Below are 16587 nucleotides of genomic sequence, written 5' to 3'. Positions count from 1 at the left end.
GTTATGTTTTTGGTATTATGAATAGATCATTCTCCAGTACTAGACCATCGGGGAGCGATCGTTAAATTCCACTTGATCCGAGTCAAACATAACCGGCTGCATATCTGTTGCAGCCGGTTTATACACTTTTCTCTTTATATAGAAGACCGGGTTGCCATATAAATAACAACATGCTACAATACTGACTGAACGTTCGGTATAGATGATGGATTGGAGTGACGTTATGAATCAGAAACAGCTTCAGAGCGAGCAAACCAAAAAGAAAATCGCATTAGCTGCTCGTGCGCTATTTGTCCAAAAGGGCTATAAAGCGACTTCGATCGAAGATATCGTAGGCGCCACCGGGAGCAGCAAAGGCAATATCTATTACCACTTCAAAAGCAAAGAGGGCCTGTTTCTTTTTTTAATTGAAGAATGGGACCGCGAATGGGAATTGAATTGGGAACAAAGCGAGCATTTGTATAGCACAACCACCGAGAAGCTTTACGCCGTAGCCGAACAACTGGCGATCGATGATTTGAACCATCCGCTCACGAAGGCAGCCGATGAATTTTTTCATAACGAGGAGAAGACGTCTGAGGTCGAATCCAGAATGGCCGAGATGAACGCCAAGCATTTGGCGTTTAATCAAAAGCTGCTGCAGGAAGGAATCGAGAGCGGCGAATTTAAGCCAGGTGATGCCGAGAGCCTTGCTGTCGTATTGGAAGCCATCTTTTTCGGTGCAAATCATCTATCGCGAAGCTTGGCGCCTGATAAGACGACTATACTTTATCGAGATGCTGTCACTGTATTTTTAAATGGCGTAGCGGAAGAATAAAGAAAGCAGGCAACGGAGTGCAAAAAATCCGTCTACGTTATTCCGGGACAAAATACATAACGAATGTTCAGAATTAATGCAGAATTTTATGGAGGCTTTCTTGTATGTCGCTACTGCTTAGAAACCGGGGAGCAATACTGCTTCTCATGCTTAACAACTTCATTATTTTCACGGGGATCGGGCTGATCATACCGATCATGCCCAGTTACATGAACTTGCTTCATATAAATGGGAGCATACTCGGCCTGCTGGTTGCGGCCTTTTCGATTACGCAGCTCGTATTCTCGCCGATCGCCGGACGTCTATCCGATTCGATTGGCCGCAAAAAGGTCATTTTGTCCGGGTTGCTGCTGTTTGCCATTTCGGAATGGATGTTTGGCGCCGCCAGCTCGCTGCCTTTATTGTTTCTGGCTAGACTGTTGGGAGGGGTGAGCGCCGCCCTGGTCATGCCTGCCGTAATGGCTTATACGGCCGATGTCACCAGTGAGGAAGAACGGGGCAAAGGGATGGGATTCATCAATGCAGCCATCACCACGGGCTTTATCATTGGGCCGGGGATCGGCGGTTACCTTGCCGAATACGGCATACGGGTTCCTTTCTACGCTGCCTCCGTCGGTGGCTTGCTTGCGATGGCGGTTTCCGCACTGTTTTTGCGCGAAGTGAAGAAGGAGGGCCATACCAAAGAGGAGGGGACAGCACAGCCGGTTCAAGCCGGATTGCTGGGTCAGTTAACCGCCGCTTACCGGGCGCCTTATTTTATCAGTTTGATCGTCGTGTTCGTTGCTTCTTTTGGACTAGCGAACTTTGAAACGGTGTTCGGTCTGTTTGTCGATCACAAATTCGGTTTTACCCCGAAGGATATCGCGTTCATCATTACGTTCGGTTCGGTCTGTGGAGCTGTCGTGCAGATAACAATCTTCGGCTGGATCATTAATCGTTTCGGCGAGAAGAGAATCATTACTGTCAGCATTCTGGTGTCCGTCCTCTTTATTCTTTTAACGCTGCTGGTGCATACGTTTTGGCTCATAGTTGCGGTAACTTTTGTCCTGTTTCTGGCGATGGACATTCTGCGTCCGGCCATTGGAACCCAAATGTCCAAGTTCGCCAACGAGCAGCAGGGCTATGTCGCAGGTCTGAATTCGGCCTTCACCAGCCTCGGAAACATTATTGGTCCCATTATTGCGGGAGCACTGTTTGACTTGAATGTAAATTATCCTTACGTGATGGCGAGCGTCGTATTAATGTTAGGATTCCTGATCTCTTTCAAGTCTAAAGAAACACAATATGAGCTTGAGACAAGGTCACTTCGATGATCATTAACATTGAAATTATGAATGGAAGCAGGCATGAATAATGAAAAACCCTCTCAGACCGCAGCAGGTCTGGAGGGTTTTTCATTATGATTATTAATTCAAATTTGTGAAAATCGGATAAAATCGGATATTTTAGCCATAATAAGACAGCCTATTTTATTCCAAATGTATAGAGGAGCAGATGATTATGAACAACAAATGGTTGCTGGCGTTGCCTTTAACCTTGGCGCTCGTTTTTAGTATGACGCATGCGGTTGCATCCGGACAAGCGAAGGTAGGCGAAAAGAAAGCTTCAGTTTGCCTAAGCCCAAAAATGGTGCAATTGAAAGTCGATATGCAGAAGGTTTGGATTGACCATACGATATGGACGAGAAGCTATATTGTCAGCGCTATCTCTAATCGTCCGGATCAGAAAGATGTCTTAGACCGGCTTTTGCGGAATCAACAGGACATAGGTAATGTAATCAAACCTTATTACGGAGATGCCGCAGGCAATAAGCTGGCTGATCTTCTGAGAGAGCATATTCTGATCGCAGGGAAGATTGTGGATGCTGCCAAAGCGGGTAATCAGGCGGATGTGGAAAAGTTGGATGCCGATTGGCATAGAAACGCCGACGATATCTCCAAATTTTTAAGCTCAGCGAATCCAAACTGGCAATTTAAGGTACTGCAGGACATGCTGTATGAACACCTCCAATTGATTAAGGAAATCGTTCTGGACTGTCTCAAAGGAGATTGGAAAGCGGATATTGCAGCAACCGACAAAAATGAAATCCACATGATTCATTTTGCCGATATCTTGACGGAAGGCATTGTCAAACAGTTCCCCAATAAGTTTTAAACGGGGCGCAGCGGTTCTGCGCTACCGATGAGAGCTTTTGTAGTTGCCCAAAAGGCAGCTGTAAAAGCTTTTTAATTTATTCTAATTATGTTGCAAATGCAACATAATTAGAATATGATGAATTGAAGATTGTAGTTAGGATGAGAAAGGAGCGGCGCCGAAATGAAGACGGAAATCCTACGCGAAATCGGAATGATTGCCCGGGTTTTGGATTCGATCAGCAATATCGAATTCAAAGAATACGACCTGACCAAAGGGCAGTATCTGTACCTTGTACGAATATGCGAACACCCGGGCATCATTCAAGAAAAGTTGGCCGAAAGGATTAAAGTAGACCGTACGACCGCAGCTCGCGCCATACAAAAGCTCGAAATGCATGGCTTTATCGAAAAACGGGATGATGAACGCAACAAAAAAATAAAAAGACTCTTTCCGACGGAAAAGGGGAACGAAGTGTATCCCATTATTGCAAGAGAGCACGATCATTCGAATCGTGTAGCCTTAGCGGGATTTTCCGATAGCGAAGCCGATGTCATGCTTCATTATCTGCAAAGAGTGAGAAAAAACGTGGAAGCGGATTGGGAATCCGTCAAAAAGGGGAACAAAAGAGTCTATTGAACCAAAAAAAGGAGCTATCGATTTTTATGAATATTACAAAGTGCAGCCTGGAAGATTTGCCTGTCCTCCAGGAGATCAGCATCGAAACTTTTCGCAATACATTCAAGGACGAGAATTCACCCGAAAGCATGAGAGCCTACCTGGACAAAGCCTTTCATCCGAAACAGTTGGAGAAGGAAATGTCCCATGGCTCGTCGGAATTCTATTTCATCCGGATCCATGATGAGCCCGCCGGATATTTAAAGGTCAACGTAGATGATGCTCAGACCGAGGAAATGGGGCAGGATTCGCTCGAAATCGAGAGGATTTATATCAGGGACAAATTCCAAAGAAAAGGTCTTGGAAAACATCTGATCAACCAAGCACTGGAAATAGCCATCAAAACTAAACAAAAAGACTATATGGCTTGGCGTTTGGGAGAAGAACGGGAACGCGCTCGATTTTTACGCCAAATTGGGCTTTGTCCGCACGGGACAACACTCTTTTTATATGGGCGACGAAGAACAAATCGATTATGTTTTGACTAAAACTCTGGTGTAAATCGTTTAGATATCAGGAGCACCAATCATAGCCTAGACGCCTTGAGCGTTCCGACGAATTGAATAGCGCCCACGACAAGATACCGCGAATCATCGCGGTATTTTTTTGTTTTGCAACCGAAGTCAGGTTCCTGCACCTGTCTAAAATATGGGAATCTTGCGGTCTTATTCCGTATTCGGGCTTCCTAGAAAAAGTTTGTGGTACAGTACATACAAATCGTTCGTAAGGGAGAAGTGAATCCGCAATGCATAAAGTTATCGAACCCAAAATACTATACTTCGGAAGCTCGGTCGTGCTGATCAGTACACTCAACGAGGACGGTACGCCAAACCTCGCACCGATGTCTTCGGCCTGGTGGCTGAATCAATCGTGCATGCTTGGGATGAGCAGCAGGTCGAAGACCGTTCAAAACTTGGTCCGGGAAGGCGAGTGCGTCCTTAACCTCCCGTCGATCGACCTGGTGCCGGCCATAGAGCGATTAACGTTGTTAACTGGCAGCAATCCCGTCCCAGAGTCTAAAGCCAAGAGGGGTTATACATATGAAAAGGATAAATTCGGAGCCGCGCAATTGACTCCGCTTCTGTCCGAAATCGTTCAAGCGCCGCGCGTCCTCGAATGCCCCGTCCACCTGGAAGCCAAGTTAACGAAGCTTCATGTCTTTGAAGAACCCGGCTCGCTGGTTGCCTTGGAGGTCCGGATAGAAAGGGTCCACATCGAAGACCGTCTGCTTATGGACGGCCAAACGCAATACATCGACCCTTCGAAATGGAATCCGATGATCATGAATTTCTGCCAATATTTCGGCTTGTCCGAGCAGCTGACCGACTCGCGGTTAGCGCCGGTATTCGGACCCGGTTCCGCCCAATAGGTTGGGTTCTAGGCTGGATGCCCGAAAACTTAAAAGGAAACAGCGTTAGATCAGGACTTGAAATGAAAAGTCTTGGTCTAACGCTGTTTTTGATCGCCTGGCCATGATCTTTGCGCGGGTCCGATCCGTCTCCGTCATGAAGTAAAGGGAAAATGGTAACATGAACGACAGCGGACAAAATAGTATTCGTATATCCCATTTGGTGGGGAAGACCTCCCGCGATGCTTCTGGGGTATATTGACCAGATGTTTGCCTCGAATTTTGCCTATCGGGACAATGGAAAGCTGTTGCCGGAGGGACTCTTGAAAGGCAAATCCGCAGTATGCATTTCCACCATGAAAGGACCGCCATTCTATCTTTTGTACTGGTTGGGCAACGCACATAAAATTCTGATGAGGAAAGCATTGCTTCAATATGTGGGCATCCGAAAAGTGAAGTTTTTTGAATTTGGAAGCATGGAGAGCCAGAAAGGCAGGCACGAACAGAAATTGAAGCGGGTGTATCGCTGTTTTAGCGCAATAACCCGATAATCTGTATCCAATAAAACAAGCAATGCTCGTGGCGAGCATTGCTTGTTTAGTCATTTTGATTCCGCTATTTCAGTCTTAAGAAGGAGGTGAACGATGGAACATTGAGTATAATGAATTATGGAAGGGAGTGGAGAATCTTTACTAAGAATGGCATTCTTTATTAAACAAAGTGGAGGTTGAAAGTTTGAATAGGCCCGAAAAAAGCACAAATGCATCAGGCTTGCTTCGCAATCAATTCCTGCAGACGATTTTATTATCAAGCGTGCTCCTGCAGATCGGCATCTGGGTACGCAATTTCGCGATTCTTCTGTATGTTGCCGACAGAACAAACAATGATCCCTACGCCATTTCGTTAATCAGCGTGGCAGAATTCGCGCCTATTTTTGTTTTTTCGTTCATTGGTGGAACATTTGCCGACCGCTGGCGGCCAAAGCGAACGATGATCTGGTGCGATTTATTATCCGCGGTATCGGTATTCGTGGTCCTTCTGACCCTACATTATGGTTCTTGGGAATCCGTTTACCTTGTCGCGTTCATCTCGGCTATTCTTTCGCAGTTCTCGCAGCCTTCTAGTATGCGGTTGTTTAAGTATCACGTGCCAGAACAACAGCTGCAGCAGGGGATGGCTCTGTTCCAATCACTGATGGCTATCTTCATGGTGCTTGGCCCTATGCTTGGCACCTTCGTGTACAGCACGTTCGGCCTTGAAACATCGATCGCTGTCATGGGGGTGGTTTTCCTGCTCTCGGCTCTTGTTCTTATTCGCTTGCCAGAAGATCATATGGAATCTCAAACGGTTGCTGTAAGAGGGCAATTCCGCAAAGATTTCGTTGAAGGCTTCCGCTTTGTTTGGAAAAGCCAAGTGCTGCGGATGCTCGGACTTGCGTTTGTTCTCGCGGGACTCGCCGTTGGCGTAGCCCAAGCTCTCAACCTGTTTATCGTAACGGAGAGGCTGGGCAAGAGCGAGGAATTCCTGCAGTATCTGCTTATGGTGAACGGCGCAGCAATGCTGATTGGTGGCGGGATCGTAGCCGTCTTCGCGAAGCGGGTACCGCCGCAGATTCTTCTTGCCATAGGAATGCTGGCAGGAGCAGTCTGTACAGCTATAGTCGGGTATTCGACAAGCGTTCCGGTCACATTGACCGTCCAATTCCTGAACGGGCTAGTTTTCCCTTGCATTCATATTGGAATCAGTACCATGATTCTGAAATGGTCGCATGCTTCCATTGTCGGCCGGGTGAATGGGGTCTTGAATCCGATGTTCGTGGGCATGATGGTCATTTCCATGTCCTTCGCAGGTGCATTAAAAGACGCTTTTTCGCTTAGTACGATCTATAGCGGGGCAGGATTATTGTTTCTTCTAGGTGCACTGGTCATGGTACCGATCATGAACCAAAAAGCGCCGGATAACGTACTTACTGCACAAGAGACATAATTTCACGAAATCTATAAAATTGACCGGCCGCGTAAAGTCGTCGGTACTTCTGCATTCCCAGGAGATCGTTAATCCACATAAAGGTCGAGCGAAATCATCCAGACATTGAAAGCCGCATCAATTGCGGCTTTTTTGTTATGTGTACCATAGGGAAAGGGTTCGTATCGATCCAAAAGAAGACGATAGGAGGGGAGTGTTGATCCGTATCGGACAGCAACTTTTAAAGGTACAACATGATGTTTTCACCTGTATGTCCACCGACAGCAGAGGCAGTCCCATGAATTCGCCGTACCTCGAAGCGGCAGCGATCAGCTCGTCCGTCCGGTCGTCATGTGCAGCAAACAACTCCAATAGCAATTCCAACCACTAGCGCATGAGATCGATTTACACAAGGAAGGCCACTTTGCTGCAAAAAGCTTATCAGGAGCATCGGATGTTATATGGCATGGGCTTACCGGACCCGAAAATCCACGAAAGCAAAGTTGTTCCCATTATTGTTCTTGTTGATTGGAAGCATTGTTACCCATGCGGCAGCCGCTTCGCTCTTATGGTTTGTTTTTTTGTATCCGATTACCGAAGCTGCTCTGTGGAGCATGACAGCTGTGACGCTGACCGAGTCAATCATAGCCGCTTACCGGAAACAGTACGTGAAGTGGGTTGGGTTATTGAGTTTAGTGATCGTTCTGGTGTTTTTTATCAAATTGTTATCAAGGGCTTTTTAGTTCGGGCATAATCGTTATCAAAGGCATGTGGGGAAGAAGCGAATAAGGAAAATAACTTTTAGTTTATGTGATAGAAATGTGGTGTAGTTTGCATGCGGCAGCTGCTCCTATTGATCAAGTAGCGGGCAGGATAATTCAAAATAATTAAAGAACTATTACAAAGTGGGAATTTTAAATCATCTGATATTTTACTGCATAAAAAATCAGGCGACTTGATCTACCACATGATATGCTCCTTTTGAAAGGAGGGGTTGCCGTGGATTGGCTTCAACGTATGAACCACGCTATTGACTATATTGAAGACAACTTAGGAAATAATATTGATTATGAACAGATTGCTAGAATTGCTCTATGTTCTGTTTATCAATTTCAACGCATGTTTTCATTTGTACTTGGAGTATCTTTATCAGAATATATCAGACGCAGAAGGCTTACCCTTGCCGCCTTTGATCTAAAAAACAGACAGAATAAAGTGACTGATATAGCCTTGAAATATGGATATGAAACGCCGGAATCATTTTCGCGAGCATTTCAAAATCTGCATGGATTGACTCCCACATCAGCGCGCAATGCAGAAAGTCAGTTAAAAGCCTATCCACGCATCTCCTTCCAAATGATATTAAAAGGAGTTGCCGAGATGAATTATCGTATTGAGAAACGGGATGCTTTTCAAATTTTTGGGTTAGAGGATATATACACTTACGATAATATTGCGAACCCGCAGGGCGTATCTATACCGGAGGTTTGGCAAAACATTAGCAAGAATGGCGAGTTTGACAGATTACGCCAGTCGGTAATAGGGGATTGGTGGCGCGAAGGTAATTTCAGCAAGGAGCTTGGAGCTGTTTTTGCATTCGATTCCTACAAATTCACAAGTAATACCACGTTTCCTTATCTTATCGGGTGTTACAAATCGGAGGACAGCGGGGTCACTGGATATACTGTTGTTAATGTTCCAGCATCTACCTGGGCCGTATTTTCAACATTAAGTGATGAGAATGGCAGTGGCAATTACGATTTGCGCTCATTAAAAAATCGGGTATTTTCTGAATGGCTACAAACATCAAATTTTAATATTCTAGACGGCGGCAATTTTGAAATGTATTGTACAAATAAAGAAGGTTATGAGTATTGTGAGTTATGGTTCCGAATTGAGGAAAAGCAAATAGGATAAACACAAGTTCGCTCGCCATTTAGTTTGTTTGGATTGTGCCGATGTCTAAATCCGAATTGAATTTTATTTATATGCTCTGTTTTCCTTGATTGTTGATTTGCGACTAATAGAATAAACCGCCACATGAGGCGGTTTATTCTGAACTTTCGTTACCCTTTAGCGTGTTGCAAATCACTGGCTGCGCAACGCAGTTTAGTACTTTAAACCTTCCTGCTGGTTAGGGATGGTTGACCTACTTACGATTATTTCTTAATTCTTGTGCCCAGTATAATAAAAGCAGTATAGATTAAAATAGCAATCGAATCGATTAACGTATTCGTAAGTGCCGAAGCATCATATATTGCGGTTACACCGAGAATGACCATCAGACGAACGAGCAGAAGTGACACAATCATCCACGCAGCAAACCGGATCTTCGATTTCTCGCTTTGAAATGACAGGAAAATGAATACTATGCCGAAAACCAGATTCTCAGCGGTAATAATGTGCCAGACATACGTGAATGTTATCCGTGTATCCAAGGCTATATCCTTCACTAAGAGCGTCGGCAGTACAGCGGATTGCCCGTTCCATGCATGCGTAGCGGCAAAAAGTATCGCAAGAACGCCGGCTATCAAACAATAATAATTCTTAATTTTGATTTCCATCACAATCCTCCTTAGTTATTTCAGGTTCCTTCTTGTGAAGATCCCGGTAAATCTCCCGAACGAACACTGCCAGCCGCTGGTCACTTTCAAAATTAAAGTCCCTTAGCGTTTTAACGGCTACGTCAAGCAACTGACTGACCTTTTCAAGATGTGCGATTTTCTTGCGTGTTTCTGCTTTTTTGACATCAAGGAACTCAGCGACCTCCTGGCAATAAGCAGGATCTACACTCTGCATTCTGTGGAACTGAAACTTCCCCTTGATTTCTTCTAGAGAAAAGTCCGCATACTGCATGATTTGAATATTCATTAAATCGACGATGTCGTCCCTAGAATACCTGCGATAAGAATTGTGTCCCCGGGACGGCGATACGATTCCAATACGGTCATAGTACCGCAGCGTATCCTTCGGGATACCAAGTATCCGTGAAACCTCTTTTATAGAATATTGTTTTTCCATACATTCACAATAACATTGGAGTAAACTCCGATGTCAACTTGTTTTTTTAACAACACAGTTTAACAAAACCTATTTATGAGAAGTAGTGAAATAGGAAAGAGAATGGGATACAATTCCATTTAAGGGCTTGAATAATAGCGTAATTTGAAAGCAGCTCAAAATGTCGGAGAGATCAGTTAACAGAGAGTATTTTCTCCAAGATTAACTTCATGAAAATAGGGGCGAGTATTTATGATAGCATTTAAGGAAATAGACCGAAGCAATTTTTTTGATGTCATTAAGTTGAGCGTAGCTGATGAACAAAGTGAATTTGTAGCGAAAAATTTGTTTTCACTCGCACAGGCCAAGGCTTTCCCGGAATGTGTTTTATATGAAAAATTGGGATTTGATGAAGATGGTCGAGTGATAGATGGTGAGGTCGTTTATAAACTGGAATATTAATGAGACAAAAGAGAATAAATCGTTCTACGATATAATAAAAAAGACAGAGTATTTGAGTATATAAGAAAACATGGAACAATAGACTACGTTGATTCTGCTAGAGCTTTTCAATAATGAAGGGAGATTTAGACCATGCAGCAGGTTGATGTCATCAAGGTTCAAGAGGATCAAAAGTCTATACTAAGACAATTGATCGAATTATATGAATACGATTTTAGTGAATATAATGATCAAGATGTCAATGATTATGGAGTCTATGGATATAAGTATCTCGACCATTATTGGACTGATGAAAACAGATATCCTTTTTTCGTGAAGATCGATAATAATTATGCAGGGTTTGTTTTGATTAATAGCCATAGCTACTTACATAAGGATGATAAAGCGAAATCTATCGCTGAATTTTTTATCATGAGAAAGTATCGGAGAAGGGGAAATGGTAAGAAGGCAGCAATTAAGATATTTGATATGTTTAGAGGACACTGGGAAGTTCTCCAGCATGGAAATAATGGTCCTTCTAAATCCTTTTGGAAGGGAGTTATTGAGGAATATACGAAGGGTAACTTTGAATTGCTTGATGTAGAAACGGAAGATTGGAAAGGCCAAGGATATATTTTTAATAATGGAGTGAGATAGGGGGATTCAATCGGTGCGGGGCAACGTTAAGTGAAATCATCGAAAAACGAAAAGTATTCTGAACAAATATCAACCGGAAGAAAAAACGAAGGTGCAAGTAGAAAAACAACAAAGAGTTTTTAAAATCCGGAGCTTAAAAGCTTGTAAGTGCAGAGACAAAAGGGCTCGATGACATCACTTAACATTATATTCACGCATCGGGCATACTCCTCGGTCCGACAGAAGGATTTCAAGGAAGCGAAGGAAGAAGATGAAAGGAGAATATAAGTTGCATGACGATTTTGAAATAGATGATTTTATTAACCAAGCAGATGTTTCCGTTCCATTAGTAGCCATGATGTGTGGAGTAGCAGGATCCGGAAAAACAACATTTGCTCAAAGATTAGAGAAGAGAGGTTTTGTACGTCTTTCCATTGATGAAGAAATATGGGCTACGCATGGTCGTTACGGAATTGACTACCCAATTGAAATGTACGAGCAATTAAAAGTTGAAGCCGAGTTAAAGTTGCGTAATGAACTAGTCAATCTTTTGAATGAAAAGCGTAATGTGGTTGTCGATTTCAGTTTTTGGCAACGAAAGAGACGAAATGAATATAAGAAGTTAATTGAAGTTGGAGGAGGATTGTGGAAACTTATATATTTGAAAGTTCATCCTAATGAATTACGTGAACGACTTCGTATTCGGAGTCAGAGATTCGATGCAAATGCAGCATTTACAATAACTGAAGAAATATTATCTTCATTCCTGGAGGGTTTTGAAATACCTTCTGGAGAAGGGGAAATTATCATAGAAACAAAAGCGTAATCAAACTGAGTTTAGGAGGTCCAATGAAGACGCTGACCCAATAACAGTGTGTTCGGATTCATGACGTTCTAGGATTAGAAAGTGAAGCAGTGCCTTATAAATCTCTAGAATGGATTAAAGGGAGAAGAAAGACAAGGTGCATTATTTGGACTTGGAAGTACATATAGAACATTAGGGATGTATGATGAAGCCATGTCAATATTATTGAAGCAACTAGCAGAAACAAGTAACGATGAGGGGATTCAGAGCAATAGAAAGGCAATTTTATTTTACTCAGATACATTGGATCAGATAAGGAATTAAAGTGATATGAGGCTTCTTCACGGGGAAACCTCCATTCTCATTAAAAGATCAATACACGGCCCAATGAGTCGGATAACCATTAACCATTTCTCATTGGGCAGTAATTCAATTCTATAAACAGAGGTAATAACGTGTGAGGATGCAAACCCGAAATTGACCGAATTAGGATGTTTTTGGACCCTGTCCCTGGGCCAGGCGTTGTTCCGCCGCCTGTTGGTGCCGGAATTGTCCCGGGGTAAGTCCCGTTCTGGCTTTGAAGATTTTGTTGAAATAGCTGACGTTCGCGTACCCGATCTCCCGGCAAATCTCCTCCACGGAGACGTCTGTCTGCTTCAACAGCTCCATGGCTCGCTTAATGCGAAGCTGGATGAGATAATCATTGACGGTCATGCCCTTGGACTCCTTGAAGATGCGTCCCAAGTAGGACGTGCTGCGTTTTACATGTTCCGCCACACTATCCACGGATATATTGTTGTTGAAATTGTTGTCCATGTATTCCGTGGCGAGCTGAAGCGTCACATCCGTCATTTTAGAGCGTTTCTCTCGATGGTAGTCAATGATCTTACTGCACATCGTTAAGACGCATTCCTCCATATCCTGTACAGTTTCCGCGCGCGCCAAAGCTTCGGTATAGGATGATTTTTCGCCGAAAACAGCGGTCACCTCACCGCCGGTCTGAACGAGTGTTTTAACCAGCTCGCCGCTTAATTGCACATACAGCTGGTGAATATTGGCTCTACCCAACCTTTGGTCCAGCACCTCCCGGGTGATGGATCGGATCACAGCGGTACATTCCTCTTTATCCGTCTGCAAAAGGGATTGCTGCAGCTTCGTCTCAAGTTCATAAGGATAATAGTAGGAACCTTCTTCCGATTTCCATTCATCCAGAATAGAATAAGGCAGAATTTCGCCCTTACCAATGTATATTTTCATATTTAATGCCTCCTGAGTCTCGTTGTAAGCCGCACGCACGGATGGCTCTCCGAAGTGAACGCGACTGACAGCGATGGTCACGGAGATACCGTAACGACTGTGAAAATATAGTTTGAGACTCCGGGCTTGTTCCATCGGAAAGGTATCATCGGCATCCGGTTGTAAGGAGAGGAGGATGACCGTATGCCTGCTGTCTTTGACAAAGATTTCTCCGTCGATATCTTCTCCCAGTTCTTCCATCAGACCGTACTGGAGCAGATGGGAATGGAATATATCCTCCGTTCCCATCATCGGATCATGCTCTTCCAGTTCGAGGATCAGGATGGCATAACGATCGAAATCAAGCTTTAATCCAAGCAGCTCTGCCGCATGGTCGGGTCCGCTAACAGGTTCTTCCCGACCGGCGCCATGGATTAAATCGTTCAAATACTTTTCCTTAATGGCCGTACGGTTGCCGATGAGGAGTTCATCCACTTTTCGCTTCTCTTTCATTAAGATATCGTGGTGTCGTGTCATCTGCTCAAATGAATGACGGATATAGCCAGCTTCGTCAGTACGTCTTGGGGCGCCGGATTTGTCGCGCCGTTCGGATTCTTCAGAGCTCACGATATAGGAAATCACGCTTTGAAGCGGGCGATATAATCTTCTCGATAAATAATAGGAAATCGCAACAGCAACCGTAATGTATAGGATGGCGACGGTCCAAACGATGATTTTAATACCGTTCATGCCTTGCAGAAGGACGGATCGCTCGGTGATATCGACGAATCGCCAGCCTGTCATATTCGATGTCGTGTAGGTCACGATCTGATCGGAGTCGCCGATATAGTAGCCGCTGTCGGGTGTGATCTGTTCTGCATCCAATTGCTGAAGGAGCGTTTCTCCGTCAGGAGCATCGGAATAGAGAAGTTCACCTTGCGGACCGATCACCATGATGGTGCCTTTTTTGCTCTTGTAATGACTTAAGTAGTCGGCAAAGAGTCGATCCAGATTCAAATTAATGACGATGGCGCCATCCACATGGCCGATCAGTGGCATCTTCTGAAGCAGGGAGGTCGCAGGATGATCCGGAGCAAAACCATTCTGCCTTCCGGTTAACCACACCGTACGAGATCCCGTATCTTGATTTAAAGTATCCAGCCAGGATTGATCGGCAAAGCTCAATATAGGAGAAGTCTTTACCTCCGGACGTGATGTCAGGACAAGCTCGAGCGGGGCATAGTACAAATAAATGGAATCGATGTAGGGACTGAGCTTTTTTTGCTCTTCCACAAGCGCGGATAAATCGATTAATGAACTTACGGAGAGCTTACCTCCTATGGTCTGGTACAAGTAGGATTGAGCCATTAGCAGACTGTTGGCTGCATTTCTAATGGTGGTCAGCTCCTTTTGAATCAGCTCCTGCTGCTGAGCCAAGACGGATTCATTGTATCCGATGGAGTTACGAACACTGTTATTTGCAGATATCATGTAAGTGACTGATGAAATGAGAACAACAGTGATTAGAGCAATGGCGGTCATGGATAAGAGCAGTTTTACGAACATGGAATTATTCTTCATAGCCAAAAGTCCCCTCACGGCAATCCCCCCTTAACTTCGGGCGTGGCAGCGCTTACAAATATAAAGTTCCGGATATTTTAAAAGACGTGTGCAGTCAATTATATATCACATAAACGGAATTAGAACAGATCGAAATTGAAAAACATACAAAAAACGGAATAACGTCAGAAGCTTAAAACGGCTTTCGGAGCCAAAAACATAAGAAAAATGGAATCAGAGGATTGTGCACTGGCACGATATAAGCTTAAAGTTTTAGATAGTAAAAGCCGTTCCCAATACCCGGCCGGGTCGTCATACGGGCTGCGGATGTATCGAATCCAATAACAATTTCATAACAGGGGGTAGGTTCTTTTGAGTAAAAGAATCAAATTTGTAAGCGCCATCTTACTGACGGTAAGTTTAGCTGCAAGCTTGCTTACCGGATGTACTTCCAAGACAGACACCTCAAGTCCAAGTCCAAATATAGGAGGCACCCCGGAAGCGAAGTCCAAGCCGATCGAAATCTCCTGGGGCATTCATTTCGCGGCTGACGGAGTCGTAAATGACTCTGAGGTACAGAAGTGGCTGGAGCAGAAGTTTAATGTAAAGATCAAACCGGTGAAGGTAACGGATGCCAGTATCGCATCCGGGGATGTACCAGACATATTTATGCTCGGCGACCCTGCAAATGTAATCGCTTACCAGAATCAAGGCGTGTTAATGAGCATTGATCAGAACATGTTGAAGGAGAAAATGCCTGAGTATTACGCAGATATCGAAAAAAAGAAAGAGCTGTTCCAAACCGTTACCGTAAATAACGAGCTGTGGGCCATCCCGATGTTTATCGATTTGAAGCCATATGATTTAGCGATGTTATGGCGTAAGGACTGGTTGGATAAGGTCGGTATCACTAAAGTCCCGGAGACCTTGGATGAATTCGAGGAGGCTGTGTATGCCTTTGCTCAAAAGGATCCGGACGGTAACGGTGCTAAGGATACGTACGGTTTAACAGGAACGGCTACTTCCACCTGGTCTTCAGGTTTCTATTCCATCTTCGGGGCATTCGGCGTGGAGCCGACCATGTGGATGGAGAGGGATGGTCAGATTGTAAACGGTTCGGTCATGCCGGAGACAAAGGAAGCCTTGGCAAAGCTGCAGAAATGGTATGCGGATGGCGTCATCGATCCTGAATTCATCACAGATACACAGGATTCATATCGTAAGAAACTTTACAACAACCGGATCGGCGTCATTGAAGAGCAAATCAGCAAAGGTGCACTTCCTGAATCTGCCACAGTCAAGGAAATGCAGGCATTGAATCCGGATGCCAAGATGGCATTTTCCAAGAATCCGAAGGGTCCTGGCGGCGACGGCTCATGGGATTGGGGGATAAAGAGTAATTTCATGGTCATCGGCAGTAAAGTAAAGGATCAGCCTGAAAAGCTTGAAAAGCTGTTCGAAATTTTACAGGCACAGAGCAATGATGAAGAGACGATCAATAGGACCAGCCTTGGCGTAAAGGGAACTCAATGGGATTTTGTCGAGAGCGGTGCCACCTCAGGGGCCACAAAATTCCTGCCTGGTTTCGAAAAGCAGGAGCAGCGCGATCAGCTTGGAATCCGTCTGTTCTCTTTTGGTAACATTACAACCCAAGCTTACCGGGACAAATATTCCGATCCGAAGCTGAATGAGGCGGTTAAAACATATTCATCCGCTCCAAGATGGACCGATGCGCTGCTGTTCTCGGTGCTGCCTTCGGACGGGAAATACAAACAAGACCTGACGTCACTTATGCAAAAATATTTCGCTCAAATCATCAGCGGCGAAATTCCTCTGAGTGATTTCGATAAATTCGTAACGGAATGGAAGGCAAAAGGCGGCGATGAATTAACCAAGGAAGCCAATGAAATGTACCAAGCTCAGTTCAAAAAATAACCTGAACCCGGCCTAGGCCCCCCCCCGTAAGAG

Annotated in this window: 16 protein-coding genes and 2 pseudogenes; 15 read left to right on the top strand and 3 right to left on the bottom strand. The window is 44.5% G+C overall.

Translation table 11 applies throughout. The features are described from left to right. Window positions 1-223: 223 nt before the first annotated feature. From KJS65_RS08150 to KJS65_RS08105, 10 genes and pseudogenes are all read left to right on the top strand, one after another. Window positions 224-817 carry a TetR/AcrR family transcriptional regulator gene (locus tag KJS65_RS08150; RefSeq protein ID WP_213649371.1) on the top strand — a complete coding sequence of 198 codons (594 nt, stop codon included), beginning with the start codon at window positions 224-226 and terminating at the stop codon, window positions 815-817. Between the two features lie 104 nt (window positions 818-921). Next, window positions 922-2130: an MFS transporter gene (locus KJS65_RS08145; protein ID WP_213649370.1), complete on the top strand. Its 1209-nt coding sequence runs from the start codon at window positions 922-924 to the stop codon at window positions 2128-2130. 187 nt (window positions 2131-2317) lie between these two features. Continuing rightward, window positions 2318-2971: a glycosyltransferase gene (locus KJS65_RS08140; RefSeq protein ID WP_213649369.1), complete on the top strand. Its 654-nt coding sequence runs from the start codon at window positions 2318-2320 to the stop codon at window positions 2969-2971. A 162-nt stretch (window positions 2972-3133) separates the two neighbouring features. After that, the gene (locus KJS65_RS08135; protein WP_213649368.1) at window positions 3134-3589 is read left to right on the top strand and encodes a MarR family winged helix-turn-helix transcriptional regulator; all 456 of its coding nucleotides are present in this window, start codon (window positions 3134-3136) and stop codon (window positions 3587-3589) included. Between the two features lie 26 nt (window positions 3590-3615). Continuing rightward, the gene (locus KJS65_RS08130; protein ID WP_374706143.1) at window positions 3616-4116 is read left to right on the top strand and encodes a GNAT family N-acetyltransferase; all 501 of its coding nucleotides are present in this window, start codon (window positions 3616-3618) and stop codon (window positions 4114-4116) included. 257 nt (window positions 4117-4373) lie between these two features. Further along, entirely contained in the window at window positions 4374-4997 is a 624-nt protein-coding gene (locus KJS65_RS08125) for a flavin reductase family protein (RefSeq protein ID WP_213649367.1), read from the top strand. Window positions 4998-5167: 170 nt separating this feature from the next. Continuing rightward, a pseudogene (locus tag KJS65_RS08120) lies at window positions 5168-5527 on the top strand (NAD(P)H-dependent oxidoreductase); the annotation flags it as partial. A 184-nt stretch (window positions 5528-5711) separates the two neighbouring features. Further along, the gene (locus KJS65_RS08115; protein ID WP_213649366.1) at window positions 5712-6962 is read left to right on the top strand and encodes an MFS transporter; all 1251 of its coding nucleotides are present in this window, start codon (window positions 5712-5714) and stop codon (window positions 6960-6962) included. A 403-nt stretch (window positions 6963-7365) separates the two neighbouring features. After that, window positions 7366-7695 (top strand): hypothetical protein, encoded by a 330-nt coding sequence (locus tag KJS65_RS08110; protein WP_213649365.1) that lies wholly within the window; start codon window positions 7366-7368, stop codon window positions 7693-7695. 245 nt (window positions 7696-7940) lie between these two features. Further along, entirely contained in the window at window positions 7941-8858 is a 918-nt protein-coding gene (locus KJS65_RS08105) for an AraC family transcriptional regulator (protein WP_213649364.1), read from the top strand. Window positions 8859-9100: 242 nt separating this feature from the next. Here the strand turns inward: KJS65_RS08105 and KJS65_RS08100 are convergent, their stop codons facing one another. After that, a complete protein-coding gene (locus KJS65_RS08100) occupies window positions 9101-9505 on the bottom strand; it encodes a hypothetical protein (RefSeq protein WP_213649363.1) in 405 nt (134 codons plus the stop codon). Further along, entirely contained in the window at window positions 9489-9962 is a 474-nt protein-coding gene (locus tag KJS65_RS08095) for a MerR family transcriptional regulator (protein WP_213649362.1), read from the bottom strand. The genes KJS65_RS08100 and KJS65_RS08095 overlap by 17 nt, the downstream gene beginning before the upstream one ends. 231 nt (window positions 9963-10193) lie before the next feature. On the opposite strand from KJS65_RS08095, the gene KJS65_RS08090 reads away from it, so the two are divergent. From KJS65_RS08090 to KJS65_RS29795, 4 genes and pseudogenes are all read left to right on the top strand, one after another. Next, window positions 10194-10403 (top strand): hypothetical protein, encoded by a 210-nt coding sequence (locus KJS65_RS08090; protein ID WP_213649361.1) that lies wholly within the window; start codon window positions 10194-10196, stop codon window positions 10401-10403. A gap of 132 nt (window positions 10404-10535) precedes the next feature. Next, window positions 10536-11039, top strand: coding sequence for a GNAT family N-acetyltransferase (locus tag KJS65_RS08085; RefSeq protein WP_213649360.1), 504 nt, complete (start codon window positions 10536-10538; stop codon window positions 11037-11039). 250 nt (window positions 11040-11289) lie between these two features. Further along, entirely contained in the window at window positions 11290-11844 is a 555-nt protein-coding gene (locus tag KJS65_RS08080; protein WP_213649359.1) for a P-loop nucleotide/nucleoside kinase family protein, read from the top strand. A 44-nt stretch (window positions 11845-11888) separates the two neighbouring features. Continuing rightward, window positions 11889-12147 (top strand): annotated as a pseudogene (locus KJS65_RS29795) (tetratricopeptide repeat protein); the annotation flags it as partial. 162 nt (window positions 12148-12309) lie between these two features. Here the strand turns inward: KJS65_RS29795 and KJS65_RS08075 are convergent. After that, entirely contained in the window at window positions 12310-14640 is a 2331-nt protein-coding gene (locus tag KJS65_RS08075) for a helix-turn-helix domain-containing protein (protein ID WP_213649358.1), read from the bottom strand. Between the two features lie 351 nt (window positions 14641-14991). Here KJS65_RS08075 and KJS65_RS08070 point away from each other — a divergent pair, with 351 nt between their 5' ends. Continuing rightward, a complete protein-coding gene (locus tag KJS65_RS08070) occupies window positions 14992-16554 on the top strand; it encodes an extracellular solute-binding protein (RefSeq protein WP_213649357.1) in 1563 nt (520 codons plus the stop codon). Window positions 16555-16587: the final 33 nt, after the last annotated feature.

It is taken from the genome of Paenibacillus sp. J23TS9 (assembly GCF_018403225.1).
Classification (GTDB): domain Bacteria; phylum Bacillota; class Bacilli; order Paenibacillales; family Paenibacillaceae; genus Paenibacillus_AQ.
The sequence above is the reverse complement of the archived record's forward strand: the minus strand, read 5'-3'. Positions and strand labels throughout refer to the sequence as shown.

Excerpts from the sequence above, each read along its gene's own strand:
- KJS65_RS08125 (WP_213649367.1), top strand. The coding sequence starts at position 4,374 with ATGCATAAAGTTATCGAACCCAAAATACTATACTTCGGAAGCTCGGTC.
- KJS65_RS08150 (WP_213649371.1), top strand. The coding sequence starts at position 224 with ATGAATCAGAAACAGCTTCAGAGCGAGCAAACCAAAAAGAAAATCGCA.
- KJS65_RS08145 (WP_213649370.1), top strand. The coding sequence starts at position 922 with ATGTCGCTACTGCTTAGAAACCGGGGAGCAATACTGCTTCTCATGCTT.
- KJS65_RS08080 (WP_213649359.1), top strand. The coding sequence starts at position 11,290 with ATGAAAGGAGAATATAAGTTGCATGACGATTTTGAAATAGATGATTTT.
- KJS65_RS08140 (WP_213649369.1), top strand. The coding sequence starts at position 2,318 with ATGAACAACAAATGGTTGCTGGCGTTGCCTTTAACCTTGGCGCTCGTT.
- KJS65_RS08075 (WP_213649358.1), bottom strand. The coding sequence starts at position 14,640 with ATGAAGAATAATTCCATGTTCGTAAAACTGCTCTTATCCATGACCGCC.
- KJS65_RS08090 (WP_213649361.1), top strand. The coding sequence starts at position 10,194 with ATGATAGCATTTAAGGAAATAGACCGAAGCAATTTTTTTGATGTCATT.
- KJS65_RS08095 (WP_213649362.1), bottom strand. The coding sequence starts at position 9,962 with ATGGAAAAACAATATTCTATAAAAGAGGTTTCACGGATACTTGGTATC.
- KJS65_RS08100 (WP_213649363.1), bottom strand. The coding sequence starts at position 9,505 with ATGGAAATCAAAATTAAGAATTATTATTGTTTGATAGCCGGCGTTCTT.
- KJS65_RS08130 (WP_374706143.1), top strand. The coding sequence starts at position 3,616 with ATGAATATTACAAAGTGCAGCCTGGAAGATTTGCCTGTCCTCCAGGAG.
- KJS65_RS08085 (WP_213649360.1), top strand. The coding sequence starts at position 10,536 with ATGCAGCAGGTTGATGTCATCAAGGTTCAAGAGGATCAAAAGTCTATA.
- KJS65_RS08135 (WP_213649368.1), top strand. The coding sequence starts at position 3,134 with ATGAAGACGGAAATCCTACGCGAAATCGGAATGATTGCCCGGGTTTTG.